This is a genomic window from Luteipulveratus mongoliensis, assembly GCF_001190945.1.
Lineage (GTDB): Bacteria > Actinomycetota > Actinomycetes > Actinomycetales > Dermatophilaceae > Luteipulveratus > Luteipulveratus mongoliensis.
The window spans coordinates 4,710,495-4,729,703 of the sequence record NZ_CP011112.1 but is presented as its reverse complement, the minus strand read 5'-3'; the positions used below and the strand labels follow the sequence as shown (position 1 = coordinate 4,729,703).

Genomic DNA, 19,209 nt, shown 5'->3' with positions numbered 1-19,209 from the left:
CGTCCATGCCGGCGGGCGCAGATCAGCCCCTCCGCACGCGGGTCGTGTGGGACCCCAGCCTGACGGCGTACAACTTCGGGCCCGAGCACCCGATGAACCCGCTCCGTCTCGACCTCACCGCCCGTCTGGCGCGGGAGCTCGGCGTGCTCGATGCGCCCGGCGTGGAGGTCGTACCCCCCGCGCTGCCGCCTGAGGGCGACGCGTTCCTGGAGCAGGTCCACGACCGCGACTACATCGATGCCGTACGCCGTGCCTCGGCTGATCCTGCGAGCGCGGACCCGGCGTACGGCCTGGGCACCGAGGACGACCCGGCGTTCGCCGGGATGCACGAGTCGTCCGCACTGATCGCCGCCGGGACGGTCGACCTGTGCAGGGCGGTCTGGGAGGGCGAGATCGACCACGGGGTCAACTTCTGTGGCGGCCTGCACCACGCGATGCCGGGCTCGGCGTCCGGCTTCTGCATCTACAACGACGCGGCCCTGGGCATCCAGTGGATGCTGGACCACGGTGCCGAACGTGTCGTCTACGTCGATGTCGACGTCCACCACGGTGACGGCGTCGAACGCGTCTTCTGGGACGACCCGCGGGTGCTGACCATCTCCCTCCACGAGAGCGGCCGGGTGCTGTTCCCGGGCACCGGCTTCCCGGGTGAGATCGGTGGTGCTCGTGCGATGGGCGGGGCGGTCAACGTGGCCCTACCGCCCGGCACCGGCGACGCTCCCTGGCTGCGCGCGCTGCATGCGGTGGTCCCGCCGCTCGTACGCGCCTTCGACCCCCAGGTCATGGTGACCCAGCAGGGTTGCGACTCCCACTACTCCGACCCGCTCGCGCACCTGGCGCTGTCCGTGGATGCCCAGCAGACGTCGTACGCCCTGCTGCACCGCCTCGCGCACGAGGTCGCGGGCGGGCGGTGGATCGCGCTGGGTGGCGGTGGCTACGAGATCATCGACGTCGTACCGCGATCCTGGACCCACCTGACCGCGATCGCCGCGCACCGTCCGATCGACCTGCGTACGCCCGTGCCTGCGGCCTGGCGCGACCACGTGACCCGGCTCGTCGGCCGCCCCGGACCGCCCCGGATGGGCGACGGCGTCGCCGAGGACGGCATGGTCTGGTTCCGGTCCTGGGAGACCGGCTTCGACCCGGACGACCGGGTCGACCAGAGCGTGATGGCGACCCGTGAGGCGGTCTTCCCCCTCCATGGACTGGACATCTGGCTCGACTGATTTTGTCGAGCGTTTTCGGCGTGTCGACTGGACGAGTCACCGTCAGGACTATCGCGGAGGGGCCTTTCGGCTCTATCGTGCTACCTCAAGAGCTGCCTGTGACCCAGTAGTCACACCCGTCACGGCAGTCCATGTCGCATCGGACCAGTGGAGAGGTCGGGGTGGATCCCAATGACTGAGGACCGCCAGGTCGGTGAGGTGCAGTTCATGACGGTCGCCGAGGTCGCCGCGCTGATGCGGGTGTCCAAGATGACCGTCTACCGGCTCGTCCACAACGGGGAGCTGCCTGCCGTCCGCGTCGGCCGCTCCTTCCGGGTGCCCGAGCAGGCCGTGCACGAGTACCTGCGGACCTCTTACATCGAGACCGCGTAGTCGCTCCTCACGTCCGCTGCTCCCGGATTGGGCCAGATCGGGCTCGGGGGATACCCTGGGGCGGATTGGCTGTGCGTGCTTGGCGCGACGCCATCGCACGTAAAACCATTCCTCGAGCATCGAAGGACGTTGACCTATGGGTTCCGTCATCAAGAAGCGCCGCAAGCGCATGGCGAAGAAGAAGCACCGCAAGTTGCTTCGCAAGACGCGTCACCAGCGCCGCAACAAGAAGTAGCGGCTGACCGGTCCCTGACCGGTTCAACGTCAAGGCCCCCGGGTCCCGTACGACGGGCGGGGGCCTTCGTCGTGCCCGAAGGTGATCGGTCTCACGTCTCATGCGCTGGTCCCGGATCTGCGGAGGCACCCGAGTGCCCAGTCGTGGCGCCTAAGATCGGCGCATGGCTGACGTTGTTCTGGTGACCGGTGTGTCCCGACTCGTCGGCGGCCGGACCGCGCAGCAGCTCAGCCTCAGCGGTCAGGTCAAACGAGTGATCGCGGTCGATGCGGTGCCGCCCAGCCACGATCTGGGTGAGGCGCAGTTCGTCCGCGCGGACATCCGCAACCCGATCATCGGCAAGATCATCCGGCAGGAGCAGGTCGACACGGTCGTCCACCTCGGCGTCATCACGACGCCCCGGCAGGCCGGCGGGCGGGCCTCCCAGAAGGAGATCAACGTCATCGGCACCATGCAGCTGCTCGCTGCGTGCCAGAAGGCCGACAGCCTCACCCGACTCGTGGTCAAGTCCTCCAGCTCGGTCTACGGCTCCTCGCCGCGTGACCCCGCGATGTTTACCGAGGACATGACGGCACGCAAGGTGCCGACGACCGGTTTCGCCAAGGACTCGGTCGAGGTGGAGACCTACGTACGCGGGTTCGCACGTCGACGCCCCGACGTCGCGGTCTGCATGCTGCGGATGGCCAACGTCGTGGGCGCGGGTCTGCGGACGCCGCTGACCGACTACCTCAGCATGCGCGCCCTGCCGGTGCCGTTCGGATTCGACGGCCGCGTCCAGGTGCTGCACCTGGACGATGCGGTCCGGGCGACGGTGGCCGCGGTCACCGGCGAGGCAAGCGGCATCATCAACGTGGCCGGCGAGGGCGTGGTCACGGTCAAGCAGGCCGCCCGGCTGATCAAGCGGCCCATGGTGCCGGTGCTGCCCTTCGCTGCGGGCGCGGTGTCGCTCGCCAGCAGCCGTGGCGGCCTCGGCACCTTCGACGCCCAGCAGATGGACTGGCTCTGCTACGGCCGCGGCATGGACACCACGCGGATGCGCGAGCTGCTGAAGTTCGAGCCGGAGCACACGACTCGCGAGGCCATCGTCGAGGTGTTCGGCGATCACCACAGCTGGCCCCCGTCACCGGGTGCCGTACTCGCGTCGATGATCGGAGGGGGATCGTGACCAAAGGGGAGCCCGGCAAGGGCGCTGCCAAGAAGACCACTGCCAAGAAGATCGCCTCCGCGCCCAAGAGTGCCTCGATCACCACGCAGCCCGCCGAGATCGCGGCGGCCGCAAAAGCTCGAAAGCGTCCGGCGCGCAAGGATATTCGTGCGGCCGCCGCACACCCGAGCATGCGCAAGCGGACGACTGCGGCGACGACCGACGACGCGACCGAGCGTCCGCTGCGGGCGGTGCCCGACCTGCCCGAGCTGGGCGACGCGCAGGCGACGCCGACGCCGACCGGTGGGTCGTCGTACCCCCTGCCAGGTCTGGAGACGGCCGTCTCCACGTTGGTGAGCGCGCTGCGGGTGGCCGGGTCGGCCGCGGGACTGCAGGGCGAAGACCTCGAGGCGCGGATCGCCCAGGCCCTCGCCTACCTCCGGCGGCGCGTCACCGGCGACTACGACATCGACGAGTTCGGCTTCGATCCCGAGTTCACCGAGGAGGTCTGGCTGCCGTTGCTGCGGCCGATCTACAAGCGGTGGTTCCGCGTCGAGGTGCGCGGGATCGAGAACGTCCCGGCCGACGGTTCGGCACTCGTGGTCGCCAATCACTCCGGCACGGTGCCCGTCGACGGCCTCATGCTGCAGGTCGCCCTGCACGACCAGCACCCCGCGCACCGGCACGTACGGATGCTCGGCGCCGACCTCGTGTTCCAGTCGCCGCTCGTGGGCGAGCTGGCGCGCAAGGCCGGTACGACCCTGGCGGCCAACGCGGACGCCGAGCGGCTGCTCGGCACCGGACAGCTGACTGCGGTGTTCCCGGAGGGGTTCAAGGGCGTCGGCAAGCCGTTCAGCGAGCGTTACCGGTTGCAGCGCTTCGGGCGGGGCGGGTTCGTCTCGGCCGCGCTGCACACCGGCGCACCGATCATCCCGTGCTCGATCGTGGGCGCCGAGGAGATCTACCCGATGATCGGCAACGCCAAGAGTCTCGCGCGCATGCTCGGCTTCCCCTACTTCCCGCTCACAGCGACGTTCCCGTGGCTCGGCCCGCTGGGGGCCATTCCGCTGCCGTCGAAGTGGATCATCGAGTTCGGTGCGCCGGTCGACACCGCGAGTCTTGGCCCGGAGGCCGCTGACGACCCGATGCTCGTCTTCGACCTCACCGATCAGGTGCGCGAGACGATCCAGCAGACGCTCTACTCCCTGCTGCTGCAGCGGCGCTCAGTCTTTTGGTGATCGGTCGCCGCGCCAAGCCGCACACCGTGACGTTGGTCGGCAAACCCGGCTGTCACCTGTGTGATGACGCCCGCACGGTCATCGAGCGGGTGTGCGCCGATCTCGGCGTGACGTGGGACGAGCGATCGATCCTGGACGACGACCAGCTGCGCCAGCAGTACGCCGAGCAGATCCCGGTCACGCTCGTCGACGGGCGCCAGCACGACTACTTCCACGTGGACGAGAAGCGGCTGCGCCGCGCGCTGCGCTGACCACGCACGGAATATCGCGCCGTCCGCGGCGTTGCGCCTAGCACACGCCTCTACTAGCACGTGGAGCGGTCTTACGCGACTTTGTGCCTGCCTTCACAAGCGCTTAAGGTGAGGGGGTCCCAAAACCTCTGGTGTTGGCGTTTGATATACGCCTGCCCGCAAGAGAGGAGCGAAGGCGCTCGTGACAGCCGCCCCAGCAGCACGCCGGGGGATTCCCGGTGCGACAGTGGCGCGGCTGCCGGTGTACCTCCGAGCCCTCGCCGGACTAGCCGCGAAGGGCGTCGACACCGTCTCGTCCGAAGAGCTGGCCGAGTCCGCGGGAGTCCGCTCCGCCAAGCTGCGCAAGGACCTCTCCTACCTCGGTTCCTATGGCGTCCGCGGTGTCGGTTACGACGTCGTACGCCTGCGCGAGGAGATCGCCCGCGAGCTGGGTCTGCAGCACGACTGGTCCGTCGCGATCATCGGGATGGGCAACCTGGGTCACGCGCTCGCGGCTTACTCCGGCTTCGCCACCCGTGGCTTCCGAGTCACCTGGCTGGTCGATGAGGACCCGGCCATCGTCGGCCAGACCATCGCCGGCCTCACCGTCATCAGCTTCGACGAGCTCGCTGCTGAGCCCCCCGGGGGCCTGATCGGAGTCATCGCGACCCCGCCGACCGCGGCGCAGGCCGTGGCGGACCGGCTCGTGACGATGGGCGTCCACTCGATCCTCAACTTCGCACCCTGCGTGCTCAACGTCCCGGAGGGCGTCGAGATCCGCAAGGTCGACCTGGCGACAGAGCTGCAGATCCTCGCCTTCCACGAGCAGCACGCTCGGGAGGACGCCGACCCGATCGACGGCGGACTACAGGAGGCGACGTCGTGAGCGTCATCGTGATCGGGCTGTCGCACAAGACTGCCTCGATCGACACCCTGGAGCAGGCCGCTCTCGACCAGGAGCGTCGGGAGACCTTGCTGGCCAGCCTGGATGCCGGGGAGCACGTCGGCGAGGCGCTGCTGATCGATACCTGCAACCGTGTCGAGGTCTACGCGGACGCACACACCTTCCACGGTGCCGTCACCGAGATCGGCGAGAGCCTCGCCAAGGCCACCGAGCTGCCGCTGCGTCAGCTGCGCGAGCACCTCTACGTCCACTACGAGGACCGAGCCGTCGCGCACCTGTTCTCAGTCGCCGCCGGGCTGGACTCGATGGCCGTGGGCGAGAGTCAGATCCTGGGTCAGCTGCGCGAGTCGTTGCGGACGGGCCGCGAGACCGGCCGCATCGGCTCCGTCCTCGACGGTCTCGTGCAGCAGGCCCTGCGGGTCGGCAAGCGCGCACACTCCGAGACCGACATCGACAGCGTGAGCCGGTCCCTGGTCGAGCGCGGCATCCAGCAGGCCGAGGTCCACCTCGGACCGCTCAGCAGCCAGCGCGTTCTCGTCGTCGGCGCCGGAGCGATGAGCAGCCTTGCGGCACATACGGTTTCGCGGACCGGCGTGGCCTCGCTGACCATCATCAACCGGACCTACGAGACCGCCCGCCGGCTTGCTGACGCCACCGGCGGGCAGGCCCTGCCCTTCGACGCGCTCGCCGCAGCCATCGCCCAGGCGGACCTCGTCATCTCCTGCACGGGCTCGGTCGGGCATGTCATCGACGCACACCACCTGCCAGGGCCGCAGGTCCAGCACCGGCAGGCGTACGTCGATCTCGCCCTGCCACGCGACGTCGCTCCCGAGGTGGCCGAGCGAGTCGCCGTCGAGGTGATGTCGCTGGCCCACCTCGGCAGCTCCGTCGAGGGCTCGGCAGTCGACCAGGTGCGTGCGGTCCAGGACCTGGTGACCGGTGAGGTCGCCGACTTCCTGATCGCTCGCCGGGCTGCATCCGTCGCGCCGACCGTCGCCCTGCTGCGCTCGCGCGCCGCGGATGTCGTCGCCGCCGAGCTGAGCCGCCTGCAGCAGCGCGTGCCCGGTCTGACCGAAGCCGACCAGGCGCAGGTGCAGCTCACGGTGCACCGCGTCGTCGAAAAGCTGCTGCACACACCGACCGTCCGGGTGAAGCAGCTCGCTGGGGAGGGCCAGGACTACACCACGGCTCTGCGCGAGCTGTTCGACCTCGACCCCCGCGACACGGCCACCGTGTCGACGCCGCCCGCGCCGAAGGGTCTTCAGACATGACCACGACCACCACGACGACTCTGCGCCTCGGGACCCGACGCAGCGAGCTGGCGACCACTCAGTCCACGTGGGTGGCCGATCGCCTTCGCGCGCTCGGCCACGAGGTCGAGCTCGTCGAGATCGTCACCGAGGGCGACACCAACCGAGCGCCCCTGGCGACCATCGGTGGCACCGGAGTCTTCGCGGCCGCGATCCGACAGGCCCTGCTGTCCGGCGAGGTCGACATCGCGGTGCACTCGCTCAAGGACCTTCCGGTGGCTCCCGAGCCGGGCCTGGTCATCGCCGCCATCCCGCAGCGTGAGGACCCCCGTGACGTGCTGATCGCGCGCGACGGCCTCACGCTCGGCGAGATCCCCGAGGGCGGCATCATCGGCACGGGTTCACCGCGACGAGCAGCGCAGATCGCGGCCCTCGGGCTCGGCGTTGAGGTCCGTGCGATCCGCGGCAACGTCGGCACCCGCATCGGTCTCGTCCGGCCTGGTGAGTGCGACGCCGTCGTGCTCGCGCGCGCTGGCCTGGCCCGTCTCGGCAGGCTCGACGACGCGACCGAGGTACTCGACCCGCTGCAGATGCTGCCCGCCCCCGGACAGGGTGCGCTCGCGGTCGAGTGCCGGGAGACCGACACTGCACTGGTCGAGGCCCTGGCCGCGATCGATGACCCCGAGACCCGCGCGGCAGTCACCGCCGAACGCGTCCTGCTCCAGGCCCTTGAGGCCGGCTGCTCGGCTCCCGTCGGTGCTTTGGCCGAGGTCGCCGAGGAGGAGGACGGCTCGCTCGTCATCTCGTTGCGCGGCTTCGTCGGGACGACGGACGGCTCCTTCGAGCTGCGCCGGTCCCAGGTCGGTCCGCTCAGCGCGCCCGAAGACATCGGCCGGCAGCTGGCCCGCACCATGCTCGAGGACGGCGCCGCCGATGCCATCCGAAAACCGGACGGCCAGGTGGCCGTCCCGCTGGAGCGACTACCGGCCGCACCCGCCCAGCCCCCGTCGCCCGATGCGCCCAGCACGGCGACCACAGACCTCAGTACAGATAGTCACAAGGCCACGGAGCGTGAGAAGTGAGCACCAGCATCAAGACCGCAGCCAAGTCCAAGGCTCCGGCGCGTGTCGCGTTCGTCGGCGCCGGCCCCGGCGACCCGGGTCTCCTGACGATGCGCGCCGCCGAGCTGCTGCAGGCCGCCGATGTCGTCGTCATCGACCAGGTGGCTCGCGAGGAGTTCCTCGCCGGACACGTCCGTGAGGACGTCCAGGTGGTCGACGCCGGCCACGGCGAGACCGGGCAGCCGCTGACGACCGCCTCGCGCGCGAAGCTCGTCGTCCGTACCGCCAAGGCCGCCGCCGACGACACGGGCGAGGCCCTCGTCGTACGCCTCATGGACGGTGACCCGGCGACCTTCAACGGTCTGGCCGAGGAGGCCCTGGCCTGCCACAAGGCGGGGATCTCCTTCGAGATCGTCCCCGGCGTGAGCGCCGTGGCCGCGGTCCCCGCGTACGCCGGTGTGCCGCTGACCAGCGCCTCGTCCCGGGCCGTGCACGTCATCCCGGCGCGCGAGTCGAAGGTCGACTGGAGCCGCTCGGTCGACGCTGACATCACCGTTGTCATCCTTGGTGCGCCCGACACGCTCGCACCCGCGCTGGCCAACCTGCTCGACGCGGGCCGCCACCCGGAGACGCCCGTCGCGCTGACCGCGCAGGGCACCACCATCCGCCAGTCGACCCGCACCACCACGCTCGCCGAGGCGAGCGCCACGCTGCGCAAGGCGACGGTGCCGTTCCCGACGCTGGCCATCGTGGGCAGCACGGTCGAGCTGCGCGAGCAGCTGTCCTGGTGGGAGACCAAGCCGCTCTACGGCTGGAACATCCTCGTCCCGCGCACCAAGGACCAGGCCGGCTCGATGACCCGGCGTCTGGGTTCCTACGGCGCCTCGAGCGACGTCGTACCGACCATCAGCGTCGAGCCGCCGCGCACGCCGCAGCAGATGGAGCGTGCGGTCAAGGGTCTGGTCACCGGCCGCTACGAGTGGATCGGCTTCACCTCCGCCAACGCGGTGCGTGCGGTCCGCGAGAAGTTCGTCGAGTACGGCCTCGACGTCCGCGCGTTCGCCGGTCTGAAGATCGCTGCCGTCGGCGGCGTGACGGCCGACTCGCTGCGCGACTGGGGCCTGGAGCCGGATCTGGTGCCGAGCGGTGAGCAGTCCGCTCGCGGGCTGCTGGAGGACTGGCCCGACTTCGATGAGCTGGTCGACCCGATCAACCGCGTCTTCCTGCCGCGCGCCGACATCGCGACCGACACCCTGGTCGCCGGTCTGCAGGAGATGGGCTGGGAGGTCGACGACGTGACCGCCTACCGGACCGTACGCGCGGCCCCGCCGGCGCCGGAGGTGCGTGAGGCCATCAAGTCCGGCAAGTTCGACGCGGTCTGCTTCACCTCCTCCTCGACGGTGCGCAACCTGGTCGGCATCGCCGGCAAACCGCACGCCTCGACCGTGGTGGCCTGCATCGGCCCGGCGACCGCCAAGACAGCTGAGGAGCACGGCCTGCGGGTCGACGTCCTGGCCAGCGAGGCATCCGCCGAGTCGCTCGTGGACGCTCTCGCCGACTTCGGCCGCGGCCTGATGATGGCTGCCGCCGAGAGTGGTGAGCCCGTCCGTCGCCCGAGCGAGAAGAAGAAGTCCACCTCGCGCCGCAAGGTCAAGGCGTGAGCACCGTGGCCGGGCCTCGCCACAGCGCTGGTCGGCCGGAACGGGTGCTGACGCAGCGGCCCCGTCGCCTTCGGCAGTCCGCGTCGATGCGGCGGCTGGTCGGCGAGACGCGGCTGCACCCGGCCGAGCTGGTGCTGCCGATGTTCGTCAAGGAAGGCATTGACGAGCCGGTGGCGCTGCAGTCGATGCCGGGCGTCGTCCAGCACACGCTGCACTCGCTCGAGGTCGCTGCCAAGGAGGCTGTCGAAGCCGGTGTCGGCGGCATCATGCTGTTCGGTGTGCCGACTCAGAAGGACGAGATCGGTTCTGGCGCAACGGATCCCGATGGGATCCTCAACGTCGCGCTCCGTCGCGTGCGTGATGCGGTCGGCGACTCGGTCGTGATCATGGCCGACCTGTGCCTGGACGAGTTCACCTCGCACGGTCACTGCGGCGTCCTGGACAGCGAGGGCCGGGTCGACAACGACGCGACCCTCGACCGTTATGCCGAGATGGCCGTGGTCCAGGCCGGCGCCGGCGCGCACGTCGTCGGGCTGTCCGGGATGATGGACGGTCAGGTCGCCGCGTGCCGCGAGGCGCTCGACGCGGCCGGCCACACGGACACGGTGATCCTGGCCTATGCGGTGAAGTACTCCTCAGCTCTGTACGGCCCCTTCCGCGAGGCGGTCGAGTCCACCCTCGAGGGTGACCGGTCGACCTACCAGCAGGATCCGGCCAACGCCGTGGAGGCGCTGCGCGAGCTGCGTCTGGACGTGGCCGAGGGCGCCGACATCGTCATGGTCAAGCCCGCGCTGCCCTACCTCGACATCGTCTCCGCCGTGGCGGCGGAGTCCGAGGTGCCGGTGGCGGCGTACCAGATCTCGGGCGAGATGGCGATGATCGAGGCGGCTGCTGCCAACGGCTGGATCGACCGCGAGCGGATGATCATGGAGGCCCTGACCTCGATCAGGCGGGCAGGTGCGCAGATCGTGCTCACCTACTACGCCGTCGAGGTCGCGCGCCGCCTGCAGGACTGACCTCGCGGGCGGGAACGCCCAGCCCGTACGCCTCGTCGCACCGGGCGTTGACCTGGAGTTCGCCGCGCCCATGCCGTTGCGGGGTGGGTGGATTCGGGTCGGGCCGTTAACGTGGTCAGTGAGAAGCAGAGCTGCGCACCGACCGGGACCCCAAGGAGAGTCATGCCGACCGCCATGCCGTTCTACCGACGCCCTCTGGCGCGGATCACGACCGGTGCACTGCTGGCTGCCGCCGCGAGCGTCAGCCTCGTGCCCAGCCAGGCCGACGCCGGTGAGCGGTGGCTGCAGGCCCGGTCGATGCCGGTCGCAGCCAACAAGGTGATGGTCGCCGTCACCGTCCAGCACGCAAAGCTGCCCTCGCGCATGGTCTACGTCAGCAACCTGCAGGGCAAGATCATCGCCCAGGGTGTCCTGACGCGCGGCGGTAAGGCACTGGTCCCCGTGTCCGTACGCCCTGGCACCGCGACTCAGGTCTACGTCACCTTCCGACACACCAGGGCTCGGCTGACCGTGCCGGTCTCGACGACGGCCCGCTACATGGCGACCTCGTCCTGGCGAATCATCAACAAGGTCAACGGAGTCAACAACGCCTACACGCCACGCGTCCTGACCCAGATGGCGGGCGTACCGATCGACAAGCGCGCCGGGGCACCGCTCCAGCGCCTCCTCAAGGACGCGGCTCGCGACGGCGTCAAGATCTACGGCTCCAACGGCTACCGATCGTGGGGCTGGCAGCGCAGCCTCTATCAGTCGTACGTCAACCGTGACGGTCGGGCGGCCGCGGACACCTTCTCCGCGCGACCGGGTTACAGCGAGCATCAGACCGGGTTTGCCTTTGATGCCAAGGCAGCTGACGGCCGGTGCTCACTCGAGTCCTGCTTCGCCGGCACCAAGTCGGGCCAGTGGCTGGCCAAGCACGCGGCGGCGTACGGCTTCGTCGTGCGCTACACGCCGCAGAACTCCAAGGTCACCGGTTACGAGCCGGAGCCCTGGCACCTGCGTTACGTCGGCACCTGGCTGACCGGCTACCTCAACGAGACCAAGCTGCCGTCGCTGGAGCAGGCCTTCAAGATGCCGGCCGCGCCCAGCTACTAAAGCGTCCTCGCCGAAAGGCCCAGACAACGCCGAGAGGCCCATCTGTTCGCGATGAACAGATGGGCCTCTCGGCGTTTAGTGGGCCTCTCGGCGAGAGCGGGTCAGGCCTTCACGAGCTCGATCTCGACCACAATGGTGATCTTGTCGCTGACGACCGCGCCGCCGCCCTCGACCGGGGCGTTGAACTTGACGTTGAAGTCCTTGCGGTTGATGACCGTGGTGGCCTCGAAGCCCGCGCGCGTCCCCATCGTCGGGTCGCTGATCACGCCACCGAACTCAAGGTCGAAGGTCACCGGCTTGGTGACGTCCTTGATGGTGAGGTCGCCCTCGATGGAGTCCTCGGTGATCTTGGTAGAGCTGAACGTCATCGTCGGGTAGTTCTCGACGTCGAAGAAGTCGTTGGTGCGCAGGTGGCCGTCGCGCTGCTCCTGGAGCGTGTCGACCGAGACCATCTGCACGGTGGCGCTGATCGAGGAGGACTCGAGGTCCTCACCCACCTTGACGTCGGCATCGAAGTCGTTGAACTTGCCTCGCACCTTGGAAACCATGAGGTGCCGGGCCACGAAGCCGAACTGGCTGTGCGCAGCGTCGACCGTCCAGGTCCCGGGGGTGAGGTCCTTGAATGTGGTCATCGGTGGTAACTCCTTCGAGAGGGTTTGCGTCCGGTGTGACGATAGGCCGTCGTTGGTTGAACATTCAACAGCAGAGAGTCATTCCCGATCGCTATGCTCAACCTTGATGACTACCCAGCCCGAGCCCGACTGGCTCAGCCCGCAGGAACAACTGGCTTGGCGGGCGTATTTGCGCGCCAGCCGCCAGCTCGAGGTGGCCCTCGACCGCGACCTGCAGGTGCACGGACTCTCCCTCGCAGAGTACGAGATCATTTCGATGGTGTCCGAGGCTCCGGAGCGTCGACTTCGGATGAGTGCGCTGGCCGACATGGTCGTGCAGTCGCGCAGCCGGATGACGCACACGGCCAAGCGCCTCGAGGCGCGCGGCTGGGTGGAGCGGGTGCCGGTGCTCGATGACCGTCGCGGGGTGGATCTGGTGCTCACCGACGAGGGTTGGGAGGCGCTCGACAAGGCTTCCCGTGTGCACATCGAAGGCGTCCGTGAGCACCTCGTGTCTGCCCTGTCGCCCGAGGAGTTCATGGCGCTCGGTGAGGCGATGAGGCGTGTGAGCGAAGGTCTCGGCACACCGCCCGGCGGGCCGAAGGCCGGCCTGTGGGCCCCGGCCTGACGAGCACGCACCCCTTCTTGAGACAATGGAAGGCATGGCGTCCTCCTCCACTACGTCTCGTAGTACTTCTGCTGGGTCGAGCTCATCGACCGCCCGCTCTGCCGCACTGATCGAGCGGGCGCGCAGCGTCACTCCTGGGGGCGTCAACAGCCCCGTCCGTGCCTTCCGCGCCGTGGGCGGCACCCCGCGATTCATCGCCTCCGCCGAAGGCCCGTGGCTGACCGATGTGGACGGCAACCGTTACGTCGATCTCATCTGCTCCTGGGGCCCGATGATCCTCGGCCACCGCCATCCGTCGGTCCTCTCCGCAGTCACAGAGGCGGCCGGCAAGGGCTTCTCGTTCGGGACGCCGAGTGAGAACGAGGTCGCGCTGGCCTCCGAGATCGTCGACCGCGTCGAGCCGCTCGAGCAGGTGCGCCTGGTCAGCAGCGGGACCGAGGCGACGATGAGCGCCCTGCGTCTGGCTCGCGGGGCGACCGGACGGTCCAAGGTCGTGAAGTTCGCCGGTTGCTACCACGGTCACGTCGACGCGCTGCTCGCCAGCGCGGGCAGCGGCCTGGCGACGTTCGCCCTGCCGGACTCGGCCGGCGTACCCGACTCCAGCGCCGGGGAGACGATCGTGCTCCCGTACAACGACGTCGCCGCGGTGGAAGCCGCGTTTGCCGAGCACGGTGACGAGATCGCGTGCGTGATCACCGAGGCCTCGCCCGGCAACATGGGCGTCGTCCCGCCGGAGCCAGGTCTCACCGAGGCGCTGCGTCGCATCACCCGCGCGCACGGTGCGCTGCTGATCAGCGACGAGGTCATGACGGGCTTCCGCTGCTCGGCCTCGGGCTGGTACGGCCTCGAGGGTCCGTACGACGGTGGGGCACCTGACCTCTTCACCTTCGGCAAGGTCATGGGCGGCGGCTTCCCGGCCGCCGCGTTCGGCGGACGTGCGGACCTGATGGGCCACCTCGCGCCGGACGGCCCGGTCTACCAGGCCGGCACGCTGTCCGGGAACCCCGTCGCCACGGCCGCCGGACTGGCCACGCTCAAGGGCTGCACCCCCGAGGTCTACGCCCGCCTCGACACCGTCGCTCACAGCATCGCCGACGCCGCGCACACCGAGCTGAGCGCGGCCGGCGTACCCCACACGATCCAGTGGGCCGGCTCGATGTTCAGCGTGTTCTTCCGCGAGGGCGCGGTGCGGACGTACGACGACGCCAAGTCCCAGGACACCGCCGCCTTCTCGCGGTTCTTCAACGCGATGCTGGACCAGGGTGTGCACCTGCCGCCGAGCGCGTACGAGGCGTGGTTCGTGAGCGCGTCACACAACGATGATGCAGTCGAGGCGGTCCTGCAGGCGCTCCCCGCTGCTGCCAGGGCGGCCTCAGAAACGCATGGGAGTCTCTGACAATGCCCGACCGCACGACCGTCCATCTTGTCCGTCACGGCGAGGTCGACAACCCCGACAAGGTCCTCTACGGCCGCATGCCCGACTTCCACCTGTCGCCGCTGGGCCGCGAGATGGCGCAGCTGACCGCAGCCTCCCTGCGTGAGCGCGACATCACCCATCTGGTGTCCTCGCCGCTCGAGCGCGCGCAGGAGACCATGGCGCCGTTGGCCGAGGCGCTCGGCCAGGGCGTCACGCTCGACGAGCGGGTCATCGAGGCCGGCAACGACTTCGAGGGTCTGACCGTGGGGTCCAACCCCAAGCAGCTCCTCCACCCGCGCTTCTGGCCCAAGCTGCTCAACCCGGCCAAGCCGTCGTGGGGCGAGCCGTATGCCGAGATCGTCACTCGGATGACCGCTGCCGTCGAGGACGCGCGGGCCGCGGCTCTCGGCCACGAAGCCGTCATCGTGTCCCACCAGCTGCCGGTCTGGACGGCCCGCCGCCACTACGAGGGCATGCGGTTGTGGCACGACCCGCGTCGTCGCGAGTGCACGCTCGCCTCGGTCACCTCACTCACCTTTGTCGGCGACGAGCTCCTCTTCCTGTCGTACGCCGAGCCGGCCGCCTCCCTGCTGCCCCAGGCCGCAAAGGTCGGCGGCGCATGATGCGACGAACCGCTGATCGAGTAGCCCGGAGCCCCCGTGGTGCTGGTCGAGTAGCCCGGAGCGCTAGCGGAGGGCGTATCGAGACCTGGCGTATCGAGATCAAGGTGGCGATGCTCGCGGTCGTTCTTGTCGGCGGCCTGGCGGCGTGCAGCGACGACCCGAACTCCATCTCGGGCCAGGCCAAGGACGGCGACAACAAGGGCTACGTCGCCGGTGACGGCCAGATCGAGACCCTCAACGCGAGCCATCGCAAGAAGCCGGTGCGGCTGACGGGTACGACCCTCGCAGGCAAGCCGTGGTCGCTCGCCGACGCCAAGGGCAAGGTCATCGTGCTCAACGTGTGGGGTTCGTGGTGCGCGCCGTGCCAGCAGGAGCTGCCGCACCTGCAGGACGCGTGGGCATCGTACGAATCCGCAAAGAAGCCAGTGCAGTTCGTCGGGGTGCTGCAGCGCGACTCCACGGTGTCCGCGCAGGCGACGCTGTCGAAGTTCAAGGTCACCTACCCCTCGCTGCAGGACGACGGCGGGAAGTCGCTGCTCGGGCTGCAGGGCAAGGTCGTGACGACGCCGACCACGCTGGTCATCGATCAGGAGGGCCGGATCGCGGCGCGGGTGTCGGGCCAGACGACGGCCACGACCGTTCGCAACCTGGTCGACGACGTCCTCGGCGAGAAGAGCTGACCCATGACGACCGACGCGGCCGAGGTGGTCGCCACTGGCAGCCTGCCACTGGCGATCCTGCTGGCCGTGCTCGCGGGCGTCGTGTCGTTCGCCTCACCGTGCGTACTCCCTTTGGTGCCAGGCTTTCTCGGCTACGTGACCGGGCTGACCGACGAAAAACGTCGGACCCGGCTGGTGAGCGGCGCGCTGCTCTTCGTCCTTGGCTTCTCGGTCGTGTTCGTCGGGATCGCTGCGGCCTTCGACTGGGCGACCTCCCTCACCCAGGAGCACCGTGGCGCGATGCTGCGCGTCGGCGGTGTCGTGGTGATCCTGCTGGCCATGGTCTACCTCGGCTTCATCGGCCAGCGCGGTGTCGGCATCCGGTGGCGTCCGGCCGCCGGCCTCGCGGGTGCACCGTTGCTCGGCGTCGCGTTCGGGATCGGGATGAGCCCGTGCATCGGACCGGTCTACGGCAGCATCCTGGCGCTGGCCTCACCGCTCAGCGACAGCAGCGACACCGTGCCGAGGGGCGTCGCGCTCGCGGCGTGCTACTCGCTCGGCATGGGAATCCCGTTCGTACTCATCGCTGCTGGCTGGTCGCGGGCCGAGAAAGCATCACGATGGTTGCGCAACCATCACCGCCCCATCCAGCTGATCGGCGGTTGCCTGATGCTCGCCGTCGGCGTCCTCATGGTCAGCGGTGTGTGGGAGCACTTCATCTCTTGGATTCAGACGTCCCTCGTGGGCGTCGATGGCTTCAAGCCGGCGATCTGATGCAGGAAGGACCCGGCCTTGGCGCCCGATGACCTGACGAGTGCGTACGCCTCCACGGAGGACGTCGACGAGTCTCCGGCCAGCAGCAAGCCCACCCTGCCCAAGCTCGGGCTCGTCGGTGGACTGCGGTGGTTCTGGCGGCAGCTGACAAGCATGCGCACTGCGCTGTTCCTGTTGCTGCTGCTCGCAATCGGCGCGGTGCCCGGGTCGATCTGGCCGCAGCGTGGCATCGACGCCGTGCGGGTCTCGGACTATCTCGCGCAGCACCAGACAATCGGGCCGTGGCTGGACCGGTTCGGGTTCTTCGACGTCTACTCCTCGCCGTGGTTCTCCGCGATCTACCTGCTGCTGGTCGTGTCGCTGCTCGGCTGCATCCTGCCGCGTACCAAGGTGCACTGGCAGGCCATGCGTACGCCGCCGCCCAAGGCTCCGAAGCGCCTGGAACGTCTCCCCGCGCACACTGAGCGTGTCGTCGATGCGGCGCCCGAGGACGTACTCATTGCTGCGCGAGAAGCGTTGCGCAGCAAGCGTTTCCGGCTACGTGACGATCAAGGCGACGCCGTGTCCGGTGAGATTGGTGCGCTCCGTGAGACCGGCAACCTGCTGTTCCACGTGTCGCTCGTGGTCGTCATCGTCGCGGTCGCGGCCGGCCACGTGCTCGGCTGGCGTGGTGATGTGATCGTGCCCGAGGGGAGCACCTTCGCGAGTACGGCTTCGCGCTACGACACGATCGATCCCGGCCCTTGGGTCGACGTCGAGCACTTCTCGCCGTGGAGCCTCGACCTCAACAAGCTCAACGTGTCCTTCGAGGACCAGGTCCCGACCGACAGCCCGCAGTACGGCCAGCCGCGCAGCTTCACCGCCGACGTCACCACGGGTGACGAGGACGGCAAGACCAAGAAGCAGCACATCGCGGTCAACCACCCGATCCGCATGGGTGGCGCCTCGGTCTACCTGCTCGGCAACGGCTACGCGCCCGTCATCACGGTGCGCGACAAGGCCGGCAAGGTGATCTATCGCCAGGCCACGCCGTTCCTGCCGCAGGACAACACCTACAAGTCGGTCGGCGCGGTCAAGGTCACTGGTGCGAGCCCGAAGCAGCTCGGCTTCGCAGGCTTCTTCATCCCGAGTCTCGACTTCGACGACAAGATGGGCCCGATCTCCACGTTCCCGGGGCTGCGTCAGCCGGCGCTGGTGCTGACGGCGTTCGAGGGTGATCTGTTCCCGACCGCTCGACCGCAGTCGGTCTACACGCTCGACACCGCCAAGATGACCCAGCTCAAAGACGCCAAGGGCCAGCCACTGCGTCTGCTCGTCACACCGGGGCAGACCGTGACTCTCCCCGGCGGTCAGGGCTCCATCACGCTCGAGTCGATCCCGCGCTGGGCCGGTCTCTCGGTGCGCACCGACCCGGGCAAGATGCCTGCCCTGGCCGGCGCCGTCGCGGGTCTGATCGGACTCGTCATGTCACTGACGCTGCGTCGTCGCCGCGTCTTCGTCCGCGTCACCCCAGCACCGGAGGAGGAATCTCGTCCAGAAGGCCCAGGTCACGGTCAGCCGTCGGGCGCTGCGGACGGTGCCGGGCGACGTACCCTGGTCAGCGTCGGAGGCCTCGCCAAGGGCGAGGACCCCCGGCTCGCCGCCGCTCTCGAGGAGCTCCTCGAGTCCATCGTCACAAGGACAGGCAAACCCGCATGATCACCCAGCTGCTCGCTCGCGAGACCAACACCGGCCTTGCCGACGCCTCGACCAACAGCCTGTACGCCTCGGCCGTCGTGCTGACCCTGGCGATGCTGGCCTTCGGGTTCGATCTGGCGCAGGCGCCGGGGCGCGAGGCGCGCGCGGCAGCCCGTCGTACGTCCGCCGCCGAGTCCGAGGGCGAGGTCACCGGTGAGGGTGCGACCGCCGTACTGACCCGCGCCGAGCCGGACGACGAGGCGCCGGAGAAGCGTCAGTGGGCCGGCATCGGGATGTCGCTGTCCTGGCTGGGCACGCTGCTGCTGATCGCCTGCGTGGCGCTGCGCGGTGGCGCGGTGCACCGTCCGCCGCTGGGCAACATGTACGAGTTCGCCACGGTGGGTGCGTCCTTCACGATGGTCGCCTACCTGATCTGGAGCCTGCGGCGCGACGTGCGCTGGCTCGGGGTCTTCATCACCGGGCCGGTGCTGCTGGTCGAGATGCTGGCCGCGATCGTGTTCTACACCGACGCGACCCAGCTGCTGCCGTCGCTGAAGAGCTACTGGTTGTCCATCCACGTCACCGTCGCGACGCTGTCGATCGGCCTGTTCACCATCGGGTTCAGCCTCACGATCCTGCACCTGATCCAGCAGCGCCTCGAGGAGAAGCCGTCCGACCACCGCGCGGTCCAGTTCATGAAGGCGCTGCCGTCGTCGCAGCGGCTGGACCGACTGGGCTACTCGGTGCACATCATCGCGTTCCCGCTGTGGACCTTCACGCTGATCGCCGGCGCGATCTGGGCGCAGGAGGCCTGGGGCCACTACTGGAACTGGGACCCCAAGGAGGTGTGGACCTTCGTCATCTGGGTGGTCTACGCCGCCTACCTGCACGCGCGCGTCACCGCGGGCTGGAACAGCCGCCGGGCGTCGTACATCGCCCTCGTCGGCTTCGCCTGCATCATCGTCAACTACTGCGTGGTCAACGTGTTCTTCGTCGGCCAGCACTCGTACTCAGGAATGTGATGGTTCGGTACTCCCTGCTGCGCATCTTCATCTTCTTCGGGATCCTGCTGATCCTCGCGATGTTCGGGATGCGTGGTCCGCTCCTGCTCGTCGTGTCCGCGGTCGTGTCGGCGGTCATCTCGCTCATCGCGCTGCAAGGACCGCGGGAGCGGTTCGCCACGCAGATCGACACCAAGGTCAGGGAGCGTCAGGCGCGCGCCGAGGCACACCGCACCGCCGAGGACGACGACGAGGACCAGTAGTCGGGCGACCCCGCGGAGCCTGCGGGTCCGGCTTCCCGTCCGCAAAGTGACTCTCTACTTCGAACGTGGCTCCCATAGAGGAGAGGCACCTTCGAAGTAGAGAGTCACTTTGCGTGTGCGAAGG

General features: G+C 68.9%; 21 protein-coding genes. 20 read left to right on the top strand and 1 reads right to left on the bottom strand.

What is annotated here, in order from left to right; genetic code table 11:
• Positions 1 to 5: 5 nt before the first annotated feature.
• The 12 genes from VV02_RS22495 (at position 6) to VV02_RS22445 (ending at position 11,432) form a co-directional block, all read left to right on the top strand.
• Positions 6 to 1,226 (top strand): acetoin utilization protein AcuC, encoded by a 1,221-nt coding sequence (locus VV02_RS22495; RefSeq protein ID WP_052595269.1) that lies wholly within the window; start codon positions 6 to 8, stop codon positions 1,224 to 1,226.
• Positions 1,227 to 1,397: 171 nt separating this feature from the next.
• Positions 1,398 to 1,598 carry a helix-turn-helix domain-containing protein gene (locus VV02_RS22490; RefSeq protein WP_052595268.1) on the top strand — a complete coding sequence of 67 codons (201 nt, stop codon included), beginning with the start codon at positions 1,398 to 1,400 and terminating at the stop codon, positions 1,596 to 1,598.
• A 136-nt stretch (positions 1,599 to 1,734) separates the two neighbouring features.
• Positions 1,735 to 1,833, top strand: a complete 99-nt coding sequence (locus tag VV02_RS26165; RefSeq protein WP_003792170.1) for a 30S ribosomal protein bS22 — start codon at positions 1,735 to 1,737, stop codon at positions 1,831 to 1,833.
• Positions 1,834 to 1,996: 163 nt separating this feature from the next.
• Positions 1,997 to 2,998: an NAD-dependent epimerase/dehydratase family protein gene (locus VV02_RS22485; RefSeq protein WP_052595266.1), complete on the top strand. Its 1,002-nt coding sequence runs from the start codon at positions 1,997 to 1,999 to the stop codon at positions 2,996 to 2,998.
• Complete coding sequence (locus VV02_RS22480) at positions 2,995 to 4,215, top strand: lysophospholipid acyltransferase family protein (RefSeq protein ID WP_245633166.1); 1,221 nt, start codon at positions 2,995 to 2,997, stop codon at positions 4,213 to 4,215. Before VV02_RS22485 ends, VV02_RS22480 begins: the two co-directional genes overlap by 4 nt.
• Positions 4,212 to 4,466, top strand: coding sequence for a glutaredoxin family protein (locus tag VV02_RS22475; RefSeq protein ID WP_052595264.1), 255 nt, complete (start codon positions 4,212 to 4,214; stop codon positions 4,464 to 4,466). Before VV02_RS22480 ends, VV02_RS22475 begins: the two co-directional genes overlap by 4 nt.
• Positions 4,467 to 4,647: 181 nt before the next feature.
• The gene (locus tag VV02_RS22470; RefSeq protein ID WP_052595262.1) at positions 4,648 to 5,331 is read left to right on the top strand and encodes a redox-sensing transcriptional repressor Rex; all 684 of its coding nucleotides are present in this window, start codon (positions 4,648 to 4,650) and stop codon (positions 5,329 to 5,331) included.
• Positions 5,328 to 6,620 carry a glutamyl-tRNA reductase gene (locus VV02_RS22465; protein WP_052595261.1) on the top strand — a complete coding sequence of 431 codons (1,293 nt, stop codon included), beginning with the start codon at positions 5,328 to 5,330 and terminating at the stop codon, positions 6,618 to 6,620. Before VV02_RS22470 ends, VV02_RS22465 begins: the two co-directional genes overlap by 4 nt.
• Positions 6,617 to 7,681: a hydroxymethylbilane synthase gene (hemC, locus tag VV02_RS22460; protein WP_083450362.1), complete on the top strand. Its 1,065-nt coding sequence runs from the start codon at positions 6,617 to 6,619 to the stop codon at positions 7,679 to 7,681. Before VV02_RS22465 ends, hemC begins: the two co-directional genes overlap by 4 nt.
• A gap of 89 nt (positions 7,682 to 7,770) precedes the next feature.
• Positions 7,771 to 9,321 (top strand): bifunctional uroporphyrinogen-III C-methyltransferase/uroporphyrinogen-III synthase, encoded by a 1,551-nt coding sequence (locus tag VV02_RS22455; RefSeq protein WP_245633229.1) that lies wholly within the window; start codon positions 7,771 to 7,773, stop codon positions 9,319 to 9,321.
• A complete protein-coding gene (gene hemB / locus VV02_RS22450; protein ID WP_281177319.1) occupies positions 9,318 to 10,337 on the top strand; it encodes a porphobilinogen synthase in 1,020 nt (339 codons plus the stop codon). Before VV02_RS22455 ends, hemB begins: the two co-directional genes overlap by 4 nt.
• Positions 10,338 to 10,499: 162 nt before the next feature.
• Positions 10,500 to 11,432 carry a M15 family metallopeptidase gene (locus VV02_RS22445; protein WP_052595258.1) on the top strand — a complete coding sequence of 311 codons (933 nt, stop codon included), beginning with the start codon at positions 10,500 to 10,502 and terminating at the stop codon, positions 11,430 to 11,432.
• 101 nt (positions 11,433 to 11,533) lie between these two features.
• On the opposite strand, the gene VV02_RS22440 is transcribed toward VV02_RS22445, so the two are convergent.
• On the bottom strand, positions 11,534 to 12,064 hold the full coding sequence (locus tag VV02_RS22440; protein WP_052595256.1) for a YceI family protein: 531 nt from the start codon (positions 12,062 to 12,064) through the stop codon (positions 11,534 to 11,536).
• Positions 12,065 to 12,170: 106 nt separating this feature from the next.
• Here VV02_RS22440 and VV02_RS22435 point away from each other — a divergent pair, with 106 nt between their 5' ends.
• From VV02_RS22435 to VV02_RS22400, 8 genes are read left to right on the top strand one after another with little or no spacing between them, the layout of a single operon-like run.
• Entirely contained in the window at positions 12,171 to 12,671 is a 501-nt protein-coding gene (locus VV02_RS22435) for a MarR family winged helix-turn-helix transcriptional regulator (protein ID WP_052595254.1), read from the top strand.
• A 34-nt stretch (positions 12,672 to 12,705) separates the two neighbouring features.
• Entirely contained in the window at positions 12,706 to 14,067 is a 1,362-nt protein-coding gene (hemL, locus tag VV02_RS22430) for a glutamate-1-semialdehyde 2,1-aminomutase (protein WP_052597429.1), read from the top strand.
• Positions 14,068 to 14,069: 2 nt separating this feature from the next.
• On the top strand, positions 14,070 to 14,711 hold the full coding sequence (locus tag VV02_RS22425) for a histidine phosphatase family protein (protein WP_052595253.1): 642 nt from the start codon (positions 14,070 to 14,072) through the stop codon (positions 14,709 to 14,711).
• Positions 14,708 to 15,391: a TlpA family protein disulfide reductase gene (locus VV02_RS22420; protein ID WP_342667856.1), complete on the top strand. Its 684-nt coding sequence runs from the start codon at positions 14,708 to 14,710 to the stop codon at positions 15,389 to 15,391. The genes VV02_RS22425 and VV02_RS22420 overlap by 4 nt, the downstream gene beginning before the upstream one ends.
• A gap of 3 nt (positions 15,392 to 15,394) precedes the next feature.
• Positions 15,395 to 16,144 carry a cytochrome c biogenesis CcdA family protein gene (locus VV02_RS22415; RefSeq protein ID WP_052595251.1) on the top strand — a complete coding sequence of 250 codons (750 nt, stop codon included), beginning with the start codon at positions 15,395 to 15,397 and terminating at the stop codon, positions 16,142 to 16,144.
• A gap of 18 nt (positions 16,145 to 16,162) precedes the next feature.
• Positions 16,163 to 17,842, top strand: coding sequence for a cytochrome c biogenesis protein ResB (gene resB, locus VV02_RS22410; protein ID WP_245633165.1), 1,680 nt, complete (start codon positions 16,163 to 16,165; stop codon positions 17,840 to 17,842).
• Positions 17,839 to 18,843: a c-type cytochrome biogenesis protein CcsB gene (gene ccsB, locus VV02_RS22405; RefSeq protein ID WP_052595249.1), complete on the top strand. Its 1,005-nt coding sequence runs from the start codon at positions 17,839 to 17,841 to the stop codon at positions 18,841 to 18,843. The genes resB and ccsB overlap by 4 nt, the downstream gene beginning before the upstream one ends.
• Positions 18,843 to 19,085 (top strand): DUF4229 domain-containing protein, encoded by a 243-nt coding sequence (locus tag VV02_RS22400; protein ID WP_052595247.1) that lies wholly within the window; start codon positions 18,843 to 18,845, stop codon positions 19,083 to 19,085. Before ccsB ends, VV02_RS22400 begins: the two co-directional genes overlap by 1 nt.
• The last annotated feature ends 124 nt before the right edge of the window (positions 19,086 to 19,209 follow it).